The following is a 20661-nucleotide window of genomic DNA, read 5'->3' as shown; positions in this document are numbered from 1 at the left end:
TAATTTTTGGGGTATACATTGGCATCAAGTCATCTATTAATAGATAAGGAAACACCATGTCTGAACAGTACACGTATAAAATTTACCCACCACTAGGCGTTGCGCGGGTAGGTAATGGCCCTGCTCAGCCTGAAACGGCTATTTTTACTCCTGAAATACCTTGGCAGCACCTTTACGATACCAGTGTTGAATATTTAGTGACGTTAGGCGACATAAAAGCGCTAGTCGATAGAGTGTTTGCAACCCAGTTGCATGATAGTCTTATTGAATTAGAGGAGAGTGTCAGCGCGCACTTGTCAGCGTCGCCAGCTGTTAAACTATCAGATGATCATCAAAGCCAGTTAACGACGCTTTTGAGCGAGTGTGAGCTGAGTAAAATGTTGACTAAAATTGAGCTAGAACGTCAGCTCGATGATGTTGCACTGCCGGTGCAAGTGGTTGATTTTTCATTATCAGACTTGGCGAAAGACATTGTCATTGCCGTACTTGCAGAGAAATACTTAGGCGCGGTTAAAAAGCAAGCGCAGCGCTTTTATGTGTACAAATGTGATGCACAAGGCAACCCCATTGAACAAGTGACTTTAGCTGAGGGCGACGCGTTAACATGGCAGGTGAATGTCGCGAATAAAAAAGCATTTTGGTACGACTATAACAATGCCTTAGATTTATCTTTGGTGTCTGAAGGAACCGGTAACTTAGCTAAAAATGTCAGCCTAGAAAAGCTAGCTCCTGCGCAAACCGCGAAACGACGCAACCCAAATGTATTGGGTAATAAATTACGACAGCAATTGGTTATTCGCAGCAGTGGCAGCGTATCTAGCAATAATAAAAACAGCGTTAAGCTTAGTGGTAAATTTCCTGCGAATGAAGCAGATCCTGCACATCGTTTAACGAATTTATTTGATATGACAGAGCGTCATACTGTGTTGCAAGGCTCGATCAGTTGCTCAAACACGGGTGTGTTGTCGTTTTTTGCTGGCGATGGTATTTCAAAAGCAATGACGCCTTCTTCGCTTAATACCGACTTTGCTGATAATTCTAATTGGTATGATGATATTTGTGATGGTCAAGTCAGCGCTATCTTGACGTTGAGCAATGGTGATGTAGTTAATATTGATCAAGCAGATAACAGTGCTTGGATTGCAACAGCCCCGCCTGATTTTGCCCCACAAATAGAGCCGCTCGTCACTTTGTACGATATGGTGTGCGGTGCGCAAATTAAAGAAGCACAGTTAAACCAAATCACCACACAATTTAGTGATGTGTTTCCTATTTTATATCGTTTATATCGGATGCAGTGGGTTAATCAGGCCGACTTCTCAGACAACCAAGTTAATACACGTTTGGGGGAGCTAAGTAATCAAAATGAATTTGCACAACTACTCGATAGCAGTACTGCAGCAAATGAATTACGCGAAGAGATTTTTAAGCAATTTAGAAACCCCATGTTTGATGAAGCGGTAGATAAGCAAGACCCAGGTCAAACCGACAGTGAATGGATAAACACCAGTCGAATAATTCCCAGTAAAGACACCACAGATATTAAAGGTCGCAAAGCAACCCATGAATTACAATTGCCGTTTTACCCGAATGACGGGGTAGATTACCCGGGCAGTCCAATGCAGTGGTTTGCAATTCCACCGTTTATGTATCAGCACTTGCTTAACTGGGCACAAGGCGACTTTACGGTGACTGTAGAAGAGCAAGCTCATGCTCAAACCATCGATTCACTGGCTCAGTTTTACATCAACACCTTTGCCGAGTCAGATCACCCTGCCTTATTATCAGCACGTGCCGCATTGGATGCGCTGTATGGCGGTGGGTTCCACCCAGGCGTTGAACTAACGTGGCCGATGCGCCATGACCATATTTATAAAACGAACGCGAGAAAGTCAGGGGTAAGTGAGTCAATCAGTTTACTTGGGTTAAGTGAATTTAGATTAAAACAAGCGTCTGATGCATCGAACATGTATCAAGATTTTGGCCATGTCATTCAAGTCTCAGATGTGGAAAAGTCGACGGTAGAAGGCACTGATGCAAGCTGGTTCTGGGAAAATACCCCGGGGGATTTAACCAAGTGGATGGGTATTCCTTGGCAGTCAGACGCAGCAAGTTGCCAAGCGGTTTATACGCCAGAGGACTTTCCAATACCGGCATGGTGGGCGGCAAACTTACCCGTACATATTGTGCCTTTGGCGCGTTATAACAAATTTAAAGACAGCAAAAATGCCGATACAGCAACGCCCAATGGCTTTGACCACACTGTTGCACAAGGTATGAGTGAAGCGTCGTTTAATCAATTAAGGCTAGAGCAATATGCACAGCGATTAGATTGGCTGCACACTGCTGATTTAGGCTTTGTGGGTTATCACGCGGAAGGGGGCTATACCAACGGGTTAGTTCAAATGGTCACGCAATGGAAAAATATGGGCATGGTCATGGCCAGACCGGTAGAACAAGATGCCAGTACGGGTATTCCAGAAGTGGTTTATGTGGCGTATAGCAAAGCGGATAAAAACTAGAATGCAGGTTGGCGCTCGAAAGAGCGCCATGCTTGATGAGAGACTGTATGATAAAAACATTTGATTGTGCTGTGATTGGCATGGGAATTAGTGGTGTATTGTTGGCAAAAATGTTGGCGCGTATTGGCTTACAAGTTGCGGTGTTTCACGATGATAAACCAATCAAAACCAGCTTTGCAGAAAGCTTACCTGCGTCAATCAATCCTTTGCTGGCACGGTTAGGCTTGCATCCGTATTTACACCATAGCGCGCACTTCCCATGTTCTGGCACTTATTCATCATGGGGATCTGCTGCGCTACAACAGCCCGATGTTGAGCGTGCATTGCAGCAAAAGCCGGGTTGGAAAGTTGATAAATCGTATTTAATATCTCAGCTAGTGGAGGATTTACCAGAAACCGTGGTGATGTTTGGTAAAGTCTCGGGACTTGAACAACAGCACACGCACTGGCAGATTAGCAGTAAAAATCACATGGGTGAGGCTGTTCAAGTGTCAGCGTGTTTTATTGCAGATGCCAGCGGGCGACAAGGTTATTTACCCCGGGCACTGAACATTCCTCGTCATTACTTCGATAAATTAATGGCCTTTGTGGTGAATGTACCAAGTGTAAAAATAGCCCAATTTCAGCACCCTGTGCTTGTGGAGGCACAGCAGCACTGCTGGTCACTGGTTTCGCAGGTAAGTGAAAAAAGCACCATGCTGGCTATTTTTAGCAATCAAACTTCACCAGATTTTGAGCGTTATAACTCATTTGAGAATTGGCACGAAGTCAGTGAAAAATCTATTTACTTTAAACAGTTTATTAAAAATAATATTCACGTTCCAGTGCGTAAAGTCAATGCGAGCAGTCATATTTGTAGCCAGCTAACAGGCCGCAATTGGCTAATGCTTGGCGACGCTGCGATGTCATTTGACCCATTGTCATCACATGGAATGACAACGGCCATGTATATGGCAGATAAAGCAGGCGAGGCAATCGCGCAATACTTTTCAGGGAAAAGCCAAGGGCTGGATGATTACTCTGAGCAAATGACCTCGATTTATAATACTTATTTAAATGAATTAGTTGAACGTTACAATGGGGAGCAACGTTGGAGTCGCTCCCCATTTTGGCAAAGTAAACAGGCGATACATGTCTCCAATGAAGGCGCTTTCGTTTGCTAGATTTTTGATTTAAATACGTGGGTCCTGACCTGCGTCAGGAAGACGGTGGGGCTTGTTTATTCAAGTAAATGGATCCTGACCTGCTTCAGGAAGACGATGGTGACTTCCCTAGACTTAAGAGTCTGTGAAGGCTATTGGTGATGACCACCACTTTGTCTCCCTGAATTCATTTCAGGGTCCATGTTGAGAGCATTGCTCTAGTGGAATAACACGCCCCTGTTTATTAATGGTACTTTTAAAACCTATGGATCCTGACCTGCGTCAGGAAGACGGTGGGGTGTGACTTCTCGTTAGCGACGGCCTCTATTTTGTTTCCTCATGTTTTGTCTCCCTGAATTCATTTCAGGGTCCATGTTGAGCGCAGTGCCCTAGTGAAATAATACGCACCTGTTTATTAATGGTACTTTTAAAACCTATGGATCCTGACCTGCGTCAGGAAGACGACGGAGGTTTATTTACGTCTTCGCCAACGTTTGATCTAAGAATGGCGTGATTTCAAAGCGTGTGAAGGCCATTGGCGGTAACCACCACTTTGTCTCCCTGAGTTCATTTCAGGGTCCATGTTGAGCGTAGTGCCCTAGTGGAGTAATACGCACCTGTTTATTAATGGTACTTTTAAAACCAATGGATCCTGACCTGCGTCAGGAAGACGACGGAGGTTTATTTACGTCTTCGCCAACGTTTGATCTAAGAATGGCGTGATTTCAAAGCGTGTGAAGGCCATTGGCGGTAACCCCCACTTTGTCTCCCTGAATTCATTTCAGGGTCCATGTTGAGCGCAGTGCCCTCGTGGAGTAACACGCCCCTGTTTAGCAATGATGCTCTAAACCCCATGGATCCTGACCTGCGTCAGGAAGACGGTGGGGCTTGTTTATTCAAGTAAGTGGATCCTGACTTGCATCAGGAAGACGGTGGGGCCTATTTATTCAAGTAAATGGATCCTGACCTACGTCAGGAAGACGACGGAGGTTTATGGGTTTATTTACGTCTTCGCCAACGTTTGATCTAAGAATGGCGTGATTTCAAAGCGTGTGAAGGCCATTGGCTGTAACCCCCACTTTGTCTCCCTGAATTTATTTCAGGGTCCATGTTACGCGCAGTGCCTGCATCAATTAATGAGTTCTGCTTGGCGATACTTGCTTAGCGTTCTCCTTGCACTTCAAATTCGTCATACACTAATACGGCTTTACCATCAGCTTGCACTTGCCAGTGCTCTTTGTGCACAACACCAAAGGCTTTGTTCATTTCCCAACTAGAAGTCAGTAAAAAGCCGTCATCGCCTTCTGGTTGCCAAATAACGTCACTGTATTGCACATTATTAAACCCTTGGTCGATGATTTGTTGCCATAGCGCCTGTATTTGCTCTGTGCCTTTGAATGTGCCAAATGGTTTGGCAACCATCGTACAGTCTTTTTGGTATTGCGCAGCACATCCCTGCGCATCTTGGTTATTGAATGCGGTTTGCCATTGTAAAATGCCAGCTTTACATGCTTCAAATACAGTTTGTGGTGCCATGCTCTTCTATCTCGATTGTTTACTTGCTGCAAAGTTTAGCGTTATGCTTTGGTAAGAAAAACAAAGTTAATAGAAAAGACTGTTTAGCTAGGTAGAACAATATGAACAAATTGCGGCATATGGCCATATTTATGCGCATCGTAGAAGCGGGCTCAATCACCAAAGCGGCTGAGAAAATGGCACTGTCAAAATCAGTATTAAGTCAGCATTTAAAGCTGCTTGAAAGCGAATTGGCAACCACACTTTTAAAACGAACGACGCGTCGCCAGTCGTTAACGCCATCGGGCGAACGCTTTTATGCCCATTGCGTGAAAATGCATCAAATTTCTGAGCAAGCGTGGGATGAAGTGATGGCGCAGCAAGCAGAACCTGCGGGTAAGTTCACGGTAACAGCGCCACACGCATTAATGGATACATTGGTTGTTCCTGCTTTAAAAGATGCTTTTTTACATTGCCCTAATGTACAGCTTTGTTTGATATGCCAAGATGACCAACTCGACCTGATGCATCATGATATTGATTTAGCTATTCGAGTCGGTGGCAGCAAAGACAGCCATTATAAACAACGCCGGCTTGGTTCATTGACAGATGTATTATGCAAAGCCACGGGGAGTACTGTGGATATAGATTCCGTCGCGTATATTGCTAACCACTGGCAAGGGACCCATATTAAACATACGCTAATACGTCACGGATCCGAATCGCAACAGTTAAGTTTTGAAGCAACTCATACCACAGATACTATTTCTCAAACGGTGTCTTTAATTTCTGCGGGGTTTGGCATTGGGTTGGTCCCAAATGTCCTTGTGGCGCAGTACCCTGAGTTAGCCCGTGTATTTACAGACCAATCGCTTGCCCCGACCACGGTTTTTACAGTTCACCCATATCAAGGGGCGGTGCCTGTGAGTGTGCAATTGGCGCAAGCAGCTATTCAGGCACAATTTGATACGCTTATGATTCGTGCTGTGAAATAACAAACATATGAACGTCATGAAAGCATCGTACATTTGTTATTGAGCACACATTATCCGCAATAAACTAAGCGGCTTGAATCAAAGAACAAGTACGGTTATAAATATAATCGTGTTTCGCATATAGATACTTTGTTACAATGAAAAGGTATTTATAAAGGATTGTTGAATAATTATGCGTATAGGTTTAACGCTAATATTACTGGCACTTTTAACGTTTTCCCTCGTGAGCACGTGCAGTTATGCCACTGATAGTGTGAGGTATAACGTGTCTCATACGTTTAGTGATCCAAAGCAGCGCTATTACATAGATTTATTGCGTTTGGCACTAGAAAAAAGCGTGCCCGAATATGGCGCATATACATTGCTTGAAAAAACGTTTGAAGATGCGCCGCAAGCACGTACATTGGAGTTGTTAGCAAACGCTGACTTAATTGATGTACATTGGAGTATGACGTCAATTACACGAGAGCATAAGCTCGGTACTGTTTATATTCCATTATTAAAAGGGATGATGGGCGCACGCGTATTTATTATTCATAAAGATTTTCAGGTGACTCTAAATGCGCAAACGCATGCTTCAGCTTTACTGAATTATCGCTTTGGTAGCGGCCATGACTGGCCAGACTCGCAAATTTATACTTATAACAATTTAAAAACTGAAACAGCGGGGGCACAAAATTTACTAAATATGGCAGCACAAAAGCGTTTTGACTTGTTTCCTCGGGCATTACATGAACCATGGTCTGAAGTTACCGATTATCCGAGCTTGCGTATTGATGATCAATTTGGCTTATGTTACCCATCAGCTATGTATTTCTTTGTGAAAAAAAGTAATCACCGATTAAGAAAGCGCCTAACACATGGGCTACACGCCGCTATGCTTGATGGTAGCTTTGATGCTTTGCTTAATGCACATCCCATCACGAAAGATGCAATTCAAAAAGGGCATTTCACTAAACGTAAACTTTTAAAGCTACGTAACCCCACCATGAGTATTCGCACCAGAGACACATTAAACGCAAAGCGATATACATGGGCGCCGTTACATAACTGTGTAAGGCCAACATTATAATTAGGATATTAAATAACGTTTTTTATTAATTAGTTAATAAAGTACACATACTTAAAACCTATTCCTTACATTATATATACTTTTCGTGGTTTTTATTTAAGCTTAATTGAGGTTTAATGGTTGTTTGGTATACAACTATTATTTTTAGGTCTTGATTATGGAAGAAATTAAGTTATACGGACATCCTCTGTCAGGTCACACTCACAAAGTGTCGTTATTTTTATCTATTCTACAATTAGAATATGAATTTATTATTATTGATTTAAAAAAACAACAACAAAAATCAGCCTCATTTTTGAATATTAACCCGCTTGGTCAAGTGCCTGTGTTAAAACATAACAGTCGTATTATTTGTGACTCGAATGCAATATTAATCTACTTGGCTAAAACATTTGATAAATCAGATTCTTGGTACCCTTCTAGCACAATGAAGCAAGCACAGGTTCAACGGTTGTTGTCGATTGCGGCAGGGCCTTTAGTGAACGGACCTGCAACAGCGAGAGCAATTAAAGTGCTGAACAAGCCAGGTAATTTTGACTTGGCACTTGAAACAACCATACAGCTATATCACTTTTTGGAGCAAAACTTAGCGAAGCAAAAATGGATGGCGAGCAACAAACCGAGCATCGCGGATATTGCGTTGTACAGTTACATCAAGCTGGCTGAGAGTGCCACTGATGTTGCTAAAGACTTTCCAAAAATTCTGACATGGCAAACTCAGGTTGAAGACCTCCCCGGTTTTATGGCGGTAACTTAATGCCATAGAGTGTGTATTAAAGGCGATATTTTCTATACAAACACCGATTTTAAAAGTAACTCGACCGAGCGTGACCATCGTGTAACGATTAGGTCGTGTTACTTGCCTTCTTTACCATAACCCCTCCTTATATTGTTAATTAATTGTGTGGCTTTTTCTGTCTGTTCCTTTTGTTGACTAATCAAATGGTATGTTTTTATAAACATTATTCGCAAAGTGTTGCATCTTTGCTATAAATTAAGCATTACCAACCTTTACGATATATCTTATGAATTTAACTGTGACGTGGAGAATATTTGGTGGCTTCGCGGTCGTTTTGTGCTTATCTGTGGTGCTTTTTATTGTTGCGATAATGGGTATCATGAATATTGGTAAAGGAATACAGCAAGTGTCGACCCAAAGTGTACCGACCTTAATTGCCGGTGCTGAGCTATCTGAGAGTGTACTCGCAACGGAGCTTGATTTGGTTTTATTGTTAGGCACTGACAGTGTTAGCAAAGCAAACAATTATAAATTGGATTTTGATAAACGATACGCCGATAACCAAAGTAGTTTACGAAAGTTAGATTCTCAGCTGCAAAGCTTACCAGAGCTTGCGCAGCTCTTCTCTGATATGGAAAAAACAAACGCTGCGTTGTACGACAAGGCTGTGCCGAGTGTGACCGATTATTTACTCATTTTAGGACAAATCGAAAAGACCAAGGAGCTGGCACGTGAATTTGGCGATATGGGGGATGAAAGTTTAAGTTTTGCATATGACTTAGAGGGCATGGCTGAGCAAGAATCGGTGATTGAAGACCTTGCGACGTTCGTTTCGTTAATTGAAAGTAGCGTCGATAGCGCAAACTCAGCACTAGGATCAAACATTGTTTTTGAAGTATTGAGTGTGCAATCAGAATTAAACGACGCAGTGGCAGAGTTAGATGAGTTGTTCAACAAAATTAAAGGGGCCAGTGAATTACAAGGCAGTGATGAGTTAGTCTCTATGAGTAATAACCTAGCGAGTTTTAAGTCGGCTTTAGTAGGCAATGGCAGTGCCATTAACTCGAAAGTGAATGTGCTTAAGCAAAGAAGTAAGGTTAAGAAAGAATTTGATGCCGCTGAACATCATGCCGTTGAAACACGTAAACTCATCAATGAACTTAACGAGCAGATCATTACCTACACAGGCAGTGTACAAGACGCCGCAGAAGCATCCGTTTCAAAAAATCAATTGATCATTTCAGTATTGGCAGGGCTTATAACGGTGTTGTCGTTGGTGGTGGCTTATGTTGTAACACGGTCAATTAAAGTACCTTTAGCTAAAGCGGTTGAGCAAATTCAAAGTGCCGCTACAGGCGATATGACGGTGCAGTTTGTAAAAGAACAAGAAGATGAGCTAGGCGATATGGCAGATAGCATGCAGCAATTAGTGAATAGCTTACGCCAAACCTTGAATGAAATAGCCGATAACTCTCAACTGCTAGCGAGTACGGCAGAACAAACCAGTGTAATTTCTGACCAAAGCTTTAACAGCGCCAATGAACAAAGTTCACAAATGCAGTCTATGAGCACCTCGATTAGTGAAATGACCGAAACCGTCGCATCGGTTGCTTCGAGCATTCATAGCACATTAGAAGAAGTTGAAAAAGCCAGCACTGAGGCGCAACAAGGTGAATTAGTGTTACTTAAAAATGTAGACAGCATTTCTGAACTGGGTAAAAGCATAGAAGGGTCTGCAAATGTTATTCAACAACTGAATAACGATACTGTGAGTATTAGCTCTGTACTTGCTGAAATTAAAGGCATTGCCGAACAGACTAATTTGTTGGCACTAAATGCTGCGATTGAAGCTGCGCGGGCGGGTGAGCAAGGGCGAGGCTTTGCTGTTGTGGCAGATGAGGTGCGTTCATTGGCGAGCCGTACGCAAGAGTCTACGCAAGAAATTCAATCTGCCATCGAAAACCTGATCAGTGGTGCTCAGCAAGCGGTTGAAAGCATGACCAGCTCACAGCAAGCATCACGAGAGTGCGTTGATGGTATTAACAGCGTTAAGAATATGCTGCACTCGATTGTTGAAAGCATTCAGACTATTCGAGATATGAGCCAACAAATAGCCGCTGCGTCTGAACAGCAAACAGTGGCCGCACAAACGCAACTAGATAGTGTATATAGTATTCGTGATATTACCGATATGACCACCAATCAAGCCAAGGAAAACCAACAGGCGAGTCAACAACTTGCGCAAATGGCCGAAACCCAGCGGGAGTTATTAACTAAGTTTAAAACCTAGTGACTAAGTATTTAGTTACTTTACTACATCGTCTAATTTGCTTGAGAGGAGCATTATATGAAATTGAAAATTGCTAGTTTATTTGTGGCATTTTTTGCCTACTTTTTCATGGAAGTTGCTATTGCGGGTACTTGTGAGATCCAGTACACCAGAACGTCATGCCCAGGAAAGGACAAAATTAGTTATAAAAAGTGTAAAGGTAAGCAGAGCTGCTCTAAATTTAAAGAGGCAGGAAGTGCAGCTGAATGCGGTGCAATGGCTGTTAAATCTTGCAAAAATAAGCGTTTAACCATCACTAAAAATAAAGTGATTAACGCTATTTTTGATGGCGGTAAAATTACCGCATCAAACGGCAGCGAGGACTTTTGTACAGTGTATGAAAAAGCGAGTGAAGAATTTAATAAATGTGGCGGCTAATGTTGCATCATTTAGGCAATAAGTAACATCAAGTTCGATCAATTAAGTAAACACAATGGCTATTGGAGTCGCTCTCAATAGCCATTTTTATAAAAGCTTTCAATAGCCCGAGAGAGCAACCTTCCTGATATGAGCGTGTTTACCTTTTTATTATGAATTTAGAGTAATAAATGAGAGACCGCACTTTCAATCAAGCTTTTTAACTCACAGTTTGCGATACTGCCTGTAGCCAGTCTTTTTTGAATGAGCAATTTAACCGTGAGCCATGTTTTACCGCTTCACCGCAGTATTAGACGAGTATGTGACTATATAGATCATAACCTTGATAAACAGATGACTGTGACACACTTAAGTGAGGTTGCCGCTTTATCGAAATACCATTTTCATCGGCTGTTTGTGGCTAGTACCAATGTTACTGTGAGCAAATATATATTACTCGGCAGATTGAAGCGTGCGTCGTTTGAACTGGCCTTTGAAACCGATATTAAAATTATAGATATTGCCCTTAAGGCGGGCTTTGACAGTGCAGAAGCATTTTCTCGTGCATTTAAGCGCACATTTAGCCAGACCCCATCCGAATTTAGAAAGCAACCACAATGGCCTCAATGGCATCGTGTATTTGAAGAGAAAGTACATAGCCAAATAGAAAAAACACTTGAGGTAGACATTGTGACATTTCCTAGAACTCAGGTTGCAGTGCTTGAACACCGAGGTGCGCCTGAACGGGTGTATGAAACCGCAGGGGAATTTGTAAATTGGCGTAAATCAAGCGGGTTGTCGCCGATCCGTTCAAGCCTTACATTTGGTCTTCCTAATGGAGATCCGAGTACGATGCCAACCAGTGAGTTTAGGTTTAAAATAGCAGGGTCGGTTGCAAAGTCCATTCCGAGTAATGACTTTGGTGTGAGTAATGCAGAGATCCCCGCTATGCGGTGTGCCAAGGTAACACATCGTGGCAGCCATAATACGCTTGAGCAAACTATTTATCTGTTTTATCAGCATTGGCTGGTGGATAGCGACGAACAACCAGCTGCTCACCCCTGCTTTTTTCAATACTTAAACCTGATCCACGAAGTAGATGAATGCGATTTACGCACAGACGTATTTTTACCACTTTGCTGATAAGCGGTAAAAATACGGCTGAGTCTATGCCAGTCAATTCAAGGGTTAGGCTGTGTGTAAAACCCCTTTACAAAATGGCAAAGCGCTAATGCGTTGATAGTATTTTACCAAATTTGGAAATTCAGCGAGTAAGTTGAGATCACCAGGCAACTGCATATGATAACTAAGCATGGGTAAAATGATGGCATCGGCTAAAGAAAACTGCTCGGTGATTAAAAAGTCACGCTCAGCGAGTTGAGTATTGATTGTTTGCAAAGTGTTCAAAACAGCCGGCTGCGCATTTTTAAGCTTTTCAAAATTAAGCTCTGCGTTAGGGCCGCTCGGGTTTTTAATTTCGATGATATAGTCAGTGATCAGCGCACGAAAAGCATAAATAGACAGCATACTGGCCCACGCATCTACGTGAGCATGTTTTTGTGGGTCAACATCAAATACTGTGGCTCCACCACAATGCTCTAAGTAACGTGCTATGGCATTCGACTCGGGCAAAATAAAGTCACCGTCAATTAAAATTGGCACCTTTTTATAAGGGTGCAATTGCAGCAAGCTATCATCTTTTATTGCTAATGGTTTCCCTTCATGTTCAAGGCTTAGTTGATAGCTTATACCTTTATAGTTGCACACGAGTTCAATGCTTTTTACAAAGGTTGAAAAGTCAGGGCCGATAAGTGTGATGGTGTTCATGGTATGTCCTTTTGTATGTTTAATGGTTGATCTCATCATAAAAAGCATGACAATATGTTCAAGAACATATTTTAATTTAAGAGAAAATAATGCCTTGGGATGCAAATCATAAACACCAATCTCGACAACGTATTTTAGAAGCAGCAGCTCAGTTATTTGTAGCAAGAGGGTTTGATGGGGTAGGTATTGACGACGTAATGCAGCAAGCGAATATGACCCGAGGGGCATTTTACAGCCACTTTAAATCTAAATCAGAGCTGTACCACGAGGCAATCCCCGTCGCGGGTTTTATAGCGAAAGAACAACTTGAAGCAGGATGCAGCAACTCGTTTAACGTATTAAAACATAACTATTTGAATCAGCATAAAGGCGCTGACGACACACAATTGTGCCCAATTGCCTTACTCATTTCAGATATTCGCCACCGAGATCCAGCCATTCGAGAAACGTATGAAAAAGTGTTTGCAGGGTTTGTAGAGTATATAAACAGCCATGTAAACGAGCGCAGCGCCGCATTAGCGCAAGCAGCCACCATGATAGGCGCAGTCGCACTGGCGCAAACCTTAACGGACGAAAGCTTAAAAGCGGAGTTACTCGCCGCATGTGAGGCTGCAACTCGGTGTGAACAAGATTGATATTATTGTACGTAAATTCCGATATAGCACTTCAGCGCACCTTATGTCATGATGGGTCTGGTTAGGCTAAAAAACACCCTTTAATTTTCGCTCTTTAAAAAATACTGCTAAATCAAAGTGTTAAATAATGGCGCATTTTATAAGGTAAAAACACCGATTTAAACGTAACACATTGATATACATTACCTTGGTGTAAAAATCGCATTGTCCACTGCCGCACAGGCAGCTTAGAAATTTGCAATTAGATTTTTTAACGCTATCAGCTAGTCCACTGCCGCACAGGCAGCTTAGAAAGACTCTAGCGCAGATGGTTTTGCGGGGGCATAGTCCACTGCCGCACAGGCAGCTTAGAAATGGCATGTTGGGTGATGTAATGAGCGTTGACTGTCCACTGCCGCACAGGCAGCTTAGAAATGATAAAACAGAGAGAGACTACAAAGAGCTTGGTCCACTGCCGCACAGGCAGCTTAGAAAGTTTTACGCAAACGGATCCAAGGTGCGACTTTGTCCACTGCCGCACAGGCAGCTTAGGTGATGAGTGACCGAAACGAAGTTTCGCAGCGCGAAGAAGTGAGGTCATGGATGACCGATGTAACCCAGCTCCAAGGACGGATTTAAAACGCTGAGGTTAGTTTTGTCTATTCACTGCCGCACAGGCAGCTTAGAAAAAACATATCAAGCGCTGCGGGTGCATACTTTTGTTCACTGCCGCACAGGCAGCTTAGAAATCGCTATCTTGTGGCGTGTGGTTGTTTCTGCTTGTTCACTGCCGCACAGGCAGCTTAGAAATAGCGCAACGAGAAAACGAACAATTTCTTAGATGTTCACTGCCGCACAGGCAGCTTAGAAAAAACATTTGCTAGCTCTGAATTTGGAATTAATGTCCACTGCCGCACAGGCAGCTTAGGCGATGAGTGACCGAAACGCAGTTTCGCAGCGCGAAGAGGTGAGGTCATGGATGACCGATGTAACCCAGCTCCAAGGACGGATTGTTCACGCTTAAGTGTCAATATTATGGACCCTGAAGCAAGTTCAGGGAGACGAATGGTGGTTATGTTATGCACTGTCGCAAAGGTAGTTTTATGTGTTTGGGTAAGGTGCAATGAGTTAAAGGGGTAAATACCCTTTAAAAACCTTTTATTTTTCTTTCTATAAAAATGACTATAAAACAATAAGTTAAAGTTGAACGTTTTTTATATGGTTAGAATGATATTTTAGCCGTAACGACTTGTTGTAACTTATTTTTATGATGATAGTCTATTGTTCACTGCCGTATAGGCAGCTTAGAAAATTCTAACGGCCATGACAACCACGCAATAGCGGTTCACTGCCGTATAGGCAGCTTAGAAAGTAATTATTGCGGTACGTCATTAATGTTTTGTGTTCACTGCCGTATAGGCAGCTTAGAAAACACAACGAACGCGCCGATAACAGCACCCGTGGTTCACTGCCGTATAGGCAGCTTAGAAATTTAAATAGCAACGCCACCCTTTGCTCCCTTTGTTCACTGCCGAATAGGCAGCTTTTATGACAGCTTGGCCGAAGTTCACTGCCGTATAGGCAGCTTAGAAAATTTAAGTTATCAAACATCTTAGCAGCAACTAGTTCACTGCCGCCAACGAAGCTTAGGTGATGAGTGACCGAAACGACGTGTTTTGCAGGGGGTGCAGCGCGAAGAAGTGAGGTTATGGCAGGTTTTTTGTTCCAGACAAACCTAAGTACCTGCATCCAAGCTGGCAACGACCGATTTACCCCAGCTCCAAGGACGGATTTAAAACGCTGAAGTTAGTTTTGTCTATTCACTGCCGCACAGGCAGCTTAGAAACTTGATGCTTCCAGTTCACCAACGCGCTTTTTGTTAACTGCCGCACAGGCTTTGGTAGTTGTTTTATGGACCCTGAATCAAGTTCAGGGAGACGAAAGGTGGTTATGTTAGTGTACTGCCGTCAACGTTGGCTCTTATTATGCGCGGTATAAAGCCCTGCCAACGAACGAGACCCCACACAACTTGTCTTTCTGACGAAGGTCAGAATCCATGGTTTGGTCACGAAAATACGGTATTTTGTCGTGGATCAATGATCTTATGAATATATTTTGATACATTAAATTAACTTAAAATTCACTAAAAGTGATTTATGCAAGCTAAGGAAGAGCAGTATTTTAGGTATATTGAAGCCGTGTTGTTTTGGCAAGCAGAAATTCAAACTGGTGTATTTCAAGATAAATTTAAACTTTCAAGGCCCAGTGCTCGGCGGTATTTAACCGACTATATTGAACGACATGATATTGCCGCAAAGTATGATGAGTCAGAAAAAGCGTATGTATTGGCAACCCCCTTTACACCGCGCTATATTTCTCAAGATTTTTCTGAATATGCGCATTTGATAGGGGAGCAGTATGTACACCAACTCAGTGCTTCACCGATCAGCGCTCTGGCTTTACCTCATCGCAAACTTAACCCCGTTATTTTAAGGCCAATTCTTAATGCCTGCCGTCGGCAAAGCGTGCTCGATATTTGCTACCAGTCAATAAAAGAGGGAGGAGAAACTGACCGGATAATCCGCCCACATACATTGATCAACTCAGGGTTACGTTACCATTTACGGGCGTATTGTGAAAAAGCGCAGGGATTTAGAGACTTTTCTTTGTCGCGAATAGTGTCTGCTGAGCCTGAATTCAAAAGCAAAGCGAAGCAATATAAAAAAGACGATATCGCTTGGCAGCAAGAAGTGACGTTAACGATTATGCCTGATCCAAGGTTAAGCGAATATGCACAGCACGTTATTGCACATGACTTTGATATGCAAAGCCATAAAAAACACCTTAAAACCAACGCGGCACTTGTTAATTACTTAATGAGTATTTTACGCCTAGACGTGCAACACCCAAACCCAGAAGCACAGCAAATTATTATGGAGCCAGATTGCTATCGAACTCTGAGAAAGCAAAAGTTACTGTGGAATTAAGCAACCTATAAAAAAATTAACTGGTCATATTAGCAGCATTGTAGACGTTACTTTTTATCAGTAAATTATTGCAACACCTAAGGAAGAGGGAAGGCAATGAACGACTTTAGCCCATCAGACTTAAAAACAATTTTGCACTCTAAACGAGCCAACATGTACTACCTCGAATATTGCCGAGTAATGCAAAAAGATGGCCGAGTGCTGTATTTAACGGAATCGCTTTCAAGTAAAGGGAATGAAAATCAGTATTTTAATATTCCCATTGCTAACACTACTGTTGTACTGCTTGGCAACGGCACCTCCATTACCCAAGCTGCAATGCGCATGCTTGCTCAAGCAGGTGTATTAGTCGGGTTTAGTGGCGGTGGTGGTACACCGTTACATATGGCCTGTGAAGTTGAGTGGTTTACGCCACACAGTGAATATCGGCCCACTGAATACTTACATGGTTGGATGCAGTTTTGGTTTGATGACAATAAGCGTTTGGCGGCTGCAAAGCAGTTTCAACAAGCACGCATTGCGTATTTACACACCGTATGGCAAAAAGATCGAGATTTAAAAGGTGAGGGGTTCGACTTTAACAGCGCACAAATACAAACCGCCCTCGACACGTTTCATACCAGAACCGATGCCGCCAAAAAGCAATCTGACTTATTACTTACAGAAGCCCAGTTAACCAAAGTGCTTTATAAATACGCGGCAAATAATACCAATGCGCAGGGGTTTACCCGTCAACATCAGCCCGATACAAACAGCACTAGTAAAGCCAATGACTTTTTAAACCATGGTAACTATTTGGCTTATGGCCTTGCTGCAAGTTGTTTATGGGTGCTCGGTATACCACATGGCTTTGCGGTTATGCACGGGAAAACTAGACGGGGAGCTTTGGTATTCGACGTCGCTGACTTAATTAAAGATGCGGTAGTTCTCCCCTGGGCTTTTGTATGTGCCAAAGAAAATGCCACAGAGCAAGAATTTCGTCAGCAAGTATTGCAAGCATTTACCGATCATAAATCGTTAGATTTTATGTTTGATACAGTAAAGCAAGTTGCACTACAAACATACACCAAAGAGCACATTGAGGCCAACCAATTATGATGGTGACGTTTGTATCACAGTGTGAAAAAAACGCGTTAAAAAAGACCCGACGCGTGCTCGACGCATTCGCTAACCGAATCGGTGACAACACATGGCAAACTTTGATCACAGAGGACGGCCTTTTAACGGTTAAAAAAATGCTGCGCAAAACAGCCAGTCGCAGCACTGCGGTGAGCTGTCATTGGCTGCGTTCACGTTCGAGAAGTCAGTTGCTGTGGGTGGTGGGGAATAAAAGTAAGTTTAATGCTGAGGGGTTAGTGCCGGTTAATTCAACGCGTAACAATTTACTGAGAAGCGAGCTAGAAAATGATTGGCATTATTTACCCTTGATAAAGGCGCTAGCTGCGGTAACGTCTTTATTGCATGACTGGGGGAAATCAACAACTCTTTTCCAAGAGAAACTAAAGCCCGACAGTAAACATAAATTTAAGGGTGATCCTATTCGTCATGAGTGGATATCTTTATTGCTATTGAGGGCATTAGTTTTTTCGTGTGGTAGTAAAAAGGACACACATTGGCTAGAAGCGCTCAGCAAGGGAGCTATTGATGAAACTATATTAAAAAATAGTGTATGTGAACCTGTAAAAAAACCGTTAGAAGGGTTACCGCCTATTGCAAAACTGGTCGCGTGGTTAGTTGTTTCCCATCACCGTCTGCCATTACCTACTAAAGATAATTGTAAAGATTATTTATCTGAAACAGCTGAGTCCTTAGATCAGGCTCTTGATAGGATAACTCAACACTGGGGCTATCAAAATCGCTTTGATGAAGAAGACTATCAAAAGCGTTTGTTACAGTGTTTCGATTTCCCCAATGGATTAATTAGTAACTCCAAGCTCTGGTTAATTCAAGTTAAAAAGTGGTCAGCTAGATTACTTTTAAATCATGAGCACGGAATTAAATGCATTGAGACGGGGAGTTACCGTCTGATCCTGCATCATACTCGATTGTGCGTGATGCTAGGTGACCATTATTATTCATCACAGCAGGCTGATAAAAAGTGGAAAAATACAACGGGGCTGTTTGCAAATACAGACAGTACAACTAATCAATTAAAACAGAAGCTCGATGAGCATCTTGTCGGAGTCATGTGCAGTGCATTACATACAGCTCATTTATTGCCAGCGTTCGAGATAGAGCCTCCGTTAGCACAAGACATAAAAAGCTTATATAAGAGAAGCCCTAAGCCGTTTCAATGGCAAGATAAAGCGGTTGATAAAATTACACTATGGCGTGCCCAAGAGGTTGCTGAAAGTCAAAAACAGTATGGCTTTTTTACTGTGAATATGGCAAGTACTGGGTGTGGTAAAACGTTTGCAAATGCCAAAGTTATGCGTGCGCTTTCTCGTGATGGGCAGAGTTTACGCTTTATTTTGGCACTAGGCTTACGCACATTAACTTTGCAAACAGGCGATGAATATCGTCAAAGAGTTGGGCTTGATAGTACTGAACTTGCTGTATTAATTGGGTCTAAAGCTGTTATGGAATTGCATAACAGCAAGTCGATAGTTGATGAAGGGCAAGTCTTTGAAAGTTCGGGATCAAGCTCACAAGATAGCTTGCTAACAGAGGAAGTTGACTTTGAATGTGATATTCCAGAAAAAGGGCTGGCGACTGTTTTAACTTGTGCTCGTGATAAGCAGTTTCTATATGCACCTGTTTTGGCTTGCACAATTGACCACATTATAGCGGCAACGGAAACAAAACGGGGTGGGCGGTACATTTTACCATCATTGAGATTAATGTCGTCAGATTTAGTAATAGACGAAATTGATGACTTTACAGGTGTTGATTTAATAGCGATTGGCCGCTTAATTCACTTGGCTGGAATGTTGGGCCGCAAGGTGATGATATCGTCTGCAACGATCCCACCATCATTAGCGGAAGGTTATTTTAAAGCCTATAGAGATGGCTGGCAGGTTTATTGTAAAACACGTAGTGCGAATGCGGTGATTGGTTGTGCATGGATAGATGAATTTACAACACAGGTAACCAGTAATAAAACACAGGAATTGCCAGATGCGATAAGCCAATACCGCAAAGAACACACTCAATTTATAGAAAATAGGGTAAAAAAATTAGCTCAACAGCCTTCTTTACGTAAAGCTGATATTAGTTATTGTCACGATATTATAGAGCGATATCGAGATCAGAATCAGCAACAAAAAAGTGTCATTGAGCATAAACAAGCGGCTTACTTTAATATCATTGCACAAAGTGCGCTTAACAAACATAGCAATCATCATTTTACTGATCCAGTTTCACAGCTGAATGTCTCTTTTGGTGTAGTGCGTATCGCTAATATTCAGCCATGTACTGAATTGACTAGATACTTGCTGGAACATAATTGGCCAAGCAATATCCAAGTTCGGGTTATGGCGTATCATAGTCAGCAGGTTTTACTGATGCGGTCGATACAAGAGGAGCATTTAGATAAGGTGCTAAAAAGAAAAGAATCTCCGCCACAAGCACTGGCAGACCCCGTTATCCGCAATCATTTGAATAATATCAAGCAAGATAATTCAACAGTTGAACATATCATGTTTATATTGGTTACAACGCCTGTTGAAGAAGTTGGTAGAGATCATGATTTTGATTGGGCCGTCATAGAGCCATCATCTTATCGCTCTATTATTCAACTATCAGGACGGGTGAGACGACATAGAAGTACTGAGGTAACCCAACCTAATATTGCGTTATTACAATATAACTGGAAGGCGATTAAAAATAGCCATAAAGAACGCTCACGAGTGTTTCACAGACCAGGCTTTGAAAGCTATTGTAATCTAACTAGTCATGATCTTGAGCAGTTAATTGATGTATCACAGGCTGCTGAGCGCTTAGATGCCATACCAAGAATTAAACAGCCTAGTCATATCAATGCAGGGTATGTATATAGAATGACAGTGGCTAATAATTTGGTTGATTTAGAGCATGCATCTACACTGCATACTTTGGCATATTATACCTCTAATAAAGATAAGGGAGCACAAACGAATCCTGCTTCTTTGCAAGGGTGGTTAAATAAAGAGTGGTTTTTAACTGCACTACCTCAGCAGCTTGCTCCATTTAGACAAAGTGAACCTACGTTAAAAATATTCTTAGTCTTTGATGAATACCAATCGGAAAGTCGATTTTGTGAAAAAGATGATAAAGGGTATACCGTTAATAGAGAAAGTATACTCAATATTAAGCGAGTGAAACTCAGCGAGTTAGCAACATCAAGGGTGTGGCTCGTGAGGGATTTTGATCAAACTTGCACTGAGTTTGCTGAGCGAATAAGTGACTCATACTCGCCGTTGAGTCAGCGATTGATCTCATTAAAATATGGAGAGTTGAGTTTTCAGTTTAATGAAAAGTACCAATACGCTTATAACGATCAACTAGGTTTAGTGAAGGTTTAATTGAGAAAGCCAAAGCAAATATGCTTTGGCTTGATAAGCTGCCTGTGCGGCAGTGAACAT

Annotated in this window: 14 protein-coding genes and 1 CRISPR repeat array; of the genes, 12 read left to right on the top strand and 2 right to left on the bottom strand. The window is 42.2% G+C overall.

What is annotated here, in order from left to right; translation table 11 throughout:
- The first annotated feature begins 56 nt into the window (after window positions 1–56).
- Both BGP78_RS07625 and BGP78_RS07620 read left to right on the top strand, forming a co-directional pair.
- Entirely contained in the window at window positions 57–2522 is a 2466-nt protein-coding gene (locus BGP78_RS07625) for a LodA/GoxA family CTQ-dependent oxidase (protein WP_119860841.1), read from the top strand.
- A gap of 47 nt (window positions 2523–2569) precedes the next feature.
- The gene (locus tag BGP78_RS07620) at window positions 2570–3685 is read left to right on the top strand and encodes an FAD-dependent monooxygenase (RefSeq protein ID WP_182912246.1); all 1116 of its coding nucleotides are present in this window, start codon (window positions 2570–2572) and stop codon (window positions 3683–3685) included.
- 1140 nt (window positions 3686–4825) lie between these two features.
- Here the strand turns inward: BGP78_RS07620 and BGP78_RS07615 are convergent.
- Window positions 4826–5200: a nuclear transport factor 2 family protein gene (locus BGP78_RS07615; RefSeq protein ID WP_119860839.1), complete on the bottom strand. Its 375-nt coding sequence runs from the start codon at window positions 5198–5200 to the stop codon at window positions 4826–4828.
- Between the two features lie 101 nt (window positions 5201–5301).
- Between BGP78_RS07615 and BGP78_RS07610 the strand changes: the two genes are divergently transcribed.
- From BGP78_RS07610 to BGP78_RS07585, 6 genes are all read left to right on the top strand, one after another.
- Entirely contained in the window at window positions 5302–6174 is an 873-nt protein-coding gene (locus BGP78_RS07610) for a LysR family transcriptional regulator (protein WP_119860838.1), read from the top strand.
- A gap of 172 nt (window positions 6175–6346) precedes the next feature.
- Window positions 6347–7246: a hypothetical protein gene (locus BGP78_RS07605; RefSeq protein ID WP_119860837.1), complete on the top strand. Its 900-nt coding sequence runs from the start codon at window positions 6347–6349 to the stop codon at window positions 7244–7246.
- Between the two features lie 157 nt (window positions 7247–7403).
- The gene (locus BGP78_RS07600; protein ID WP_119860836.1) at window positions 7404–8003 is read left to right on the top strand and encodes a glutathione S-transferase family protein; all 600 of its coding nucleotides are present in this window, start codon (window positions 7404–7406) and stop codon (window positions 8001–8003) included.
- Between the two features lie 268 nt (window positions 8004–8271).
- Window positions 8272–10275 carry a methyl-accepting chemotaxis protein gene (locus tag BGP78_RS07595; RefSeq protein WP_119860835.1) on the top strand — a complete coding sequence of 668 codons (2004 nt, stop codon included), beginning with the start codon at window positions 8272–8274 and terminating at the stop codon, window positions 10273–10275.
- Window positions 10276–10332: 57 nt separating this feature from the next.
- Complete coding sequence (locus tag BGP78_RS07590) at window positions 10333–10692, top strand: hypothetical protein (RefSeq protein ID WP_119860834.1); 360 nt, start codon at window positions 10333–10335, stop codon at window positions 10690–10692.
- 243 nt (window positions 10693–10935) lie between these two features.
- A complete protein-coding gene (locus BGP78_RS07585) occupies window positions 10936–11814 on the top strand; it encodes a GyrI-like domain-containing protein (protein WP_119860833.1) in 879 nt (292 codons plus the stop codon).
- 45 nt (window positions 11815–11859) lie between these two features.
- Here BGP78_RS07585 and BGP78_RS07580 read toward each other — a convergent pair whose 3' ends face one another.
- Window positions 11860–12498 (bottom strand): glutathione S-transferase family protein, encoded by a 639-nt coding sequence (locus BGP78_RS07580; protein WP_182912245.1) that lies wholly within the window; start codon window positions 12496–12498, stop codon window positions 11860–11862.
- Between the two features lie 89 nt (window positions 12499–12587).
- On the opposite strand from BGP78_RS07580, the gene BGP78_RS07575 reads away from it, so the two are divergent.
- The 4 genes from BGP78_RS07575 to cas3f all read left to right on the top strand — a co-directional run bounded on the left by BGP78_RS07575 (window position 12588) and on the right by cas3f (window position 20601).
- A complete protein-coding gene (locus BGP78_RS07575) occupies window positions 12588–13133 on the top strand; it encodes a TetR/AcrR family transcriptional regulator (protein ID WP_119860888.1) in 546 nt (181 codons plus the stop codon).
- 206 nt (window positions 13134–13339) lie between these two features.
- A CRISPR array of direct repeats spans window positions 13340–13667; the repeat unit is 28 nt; unit sequence GTCCACTGCCGCACAGGCAGCTTAGAAA.
- Window positions 13668–15268: 1601 nt separating this feature from the next.
- A complete protein-coding gene (locus BGP78_RS07570; protein ID WP_119860831.1) occupies window positions 15269–16099 on the top strand; it encodes a YafY family protein in 831 nt (276 codons plus the stop codon).
- 96 nt (window positions 16100–16195) lie between these two features.
- Window positions 16196–17197: a type I-F CRISPR-associated endonuclease Cas1f gene (gene cas1f / locus BGP78_RS07565; protein WP_119860830.1), complete on the top strand. Its 1002-nt coding sequence runs from the start codon at window positions 16196–16198 to the stop codon at window positions 17195–17197.
- Window positions 17194–20601 (top strand): type I-F CRISPR-associated helicase Cas3f, encoded by a 3408-nt coding sequence (cas3f, locus tag BGP78_RS07560; RefSeq protein WP_119860829.1) that lies wholly within the window; start codon window positions 17194–17196, stop codon window positions 20599–20601. Before cas1f ends, cas3f begins: the two co-directional genes overlap by 4 nt.
- Window positions 20602–20661: the final 60 nt, after the last annotated feature.

The organism is Pseudoalteromonas sp. MSK9-3, assembly GCF_003590335.1.
Classification (GTDB): Bacteria; Pseudomonadota; Gammaproteobacteria; order Enterobacterales; family Alteromonadaceae; genus Pseudoalteromonas.
This window is presented reverse-complemented; position numbering and strand designations above follow the sequence as displayed.

Coding starts and splice junctions, on each gene's coding strand:
- BGP78_RS07615 (WP_119860839.1), bottom strand. CDS start 5,200: ATGGCACCACAAACTGTATTTGAAGCATGTAAAGCTGGCATTTTACAA.
- BGP78_RS07620 (WP_182912246.1), top strand. CDS start 2,570: ATGATAAAAACATTTGATTGTGCTGTGATTGGCATGGGAATTAGTGGT.
- BGP78_RS07590 (WP_119860834.1), top strand. CDS start 10,333: ATGAAATTGAAAATTGCTAGTTTATTTGTGGCATTTTTTGCCTACTTT.
- BGP78_RS07610 (WP_119860838.1), top strand. CDS start 5,302: ATGAACAAATTGCGGCATATGGCCATATTTATGCGCATCGTAGAAGCG.
- BGP78_RS07580 (WP_182912245.1), bottom strand. CDS start 12,498: ATGAACACCATCACACTTATCGGCCCTGACTTTTCAACCTTTGTAAAA.
- BGP78_RS07605 (WP_119860837.1), top strand. CDS start 6,347: ATGCGTATAGGTTTAACGCTAATATTACTGGCACTTTTAACGTTTTCC.
- BGP78_RS07595 (WP_119860835.1), top strand. CDS start 8,272: ATGAATTTAACTGTGACGTGGAGAATATTTGGTGGCTTCGCGGTCGTT.
- BGP78_RS07625 (WP_119860841.1), top strand. CDS start 57: ATGTCTGAACAGTACACGTATAAAATTTACCCACCACTAGGCGTTGCG.
- cas3f (WP_119860829.1), top strand. CDS start 17,194: ATGATGGTGACGTTTGTATCACAGTGTGAAAAAAACGCGTTAAAAAAG.
- BGP78_RS07570 (WP_119860831.1), top strand. CDS start 15,269: ATGCAAGCTAAGGAAGAGCAGTATTTTAGGTATATTGAAGCCGTGTTG.
- BGP78_RS07600 (WP_119860836.1), top strand. CDS start 7,404: ATGGAAGAAATTAAGTTATACGGACATCCTCTGTCAGGTCACACTCAC.
- cas1f (WP_119860830.1), top strand. CDS start 16,196: ATGAACGACTTTAGCCCATCAGACTTAAAAACAATTTTGCACTCTAAA.
- BGP78_RS07575 (WP_119860888.1), top strand. CDS start 12,588: ATGCCTTGGGATGCAAATCATAAACACCAATCTCGACAACGTATTTTA.
- BGP78_RS07585 (WP_119860833.1), top strand. CDS start 10,936: ATGAGCAATTTAACCGTGAGCCATGTTTTACCGCTTCACCGCAGTATT.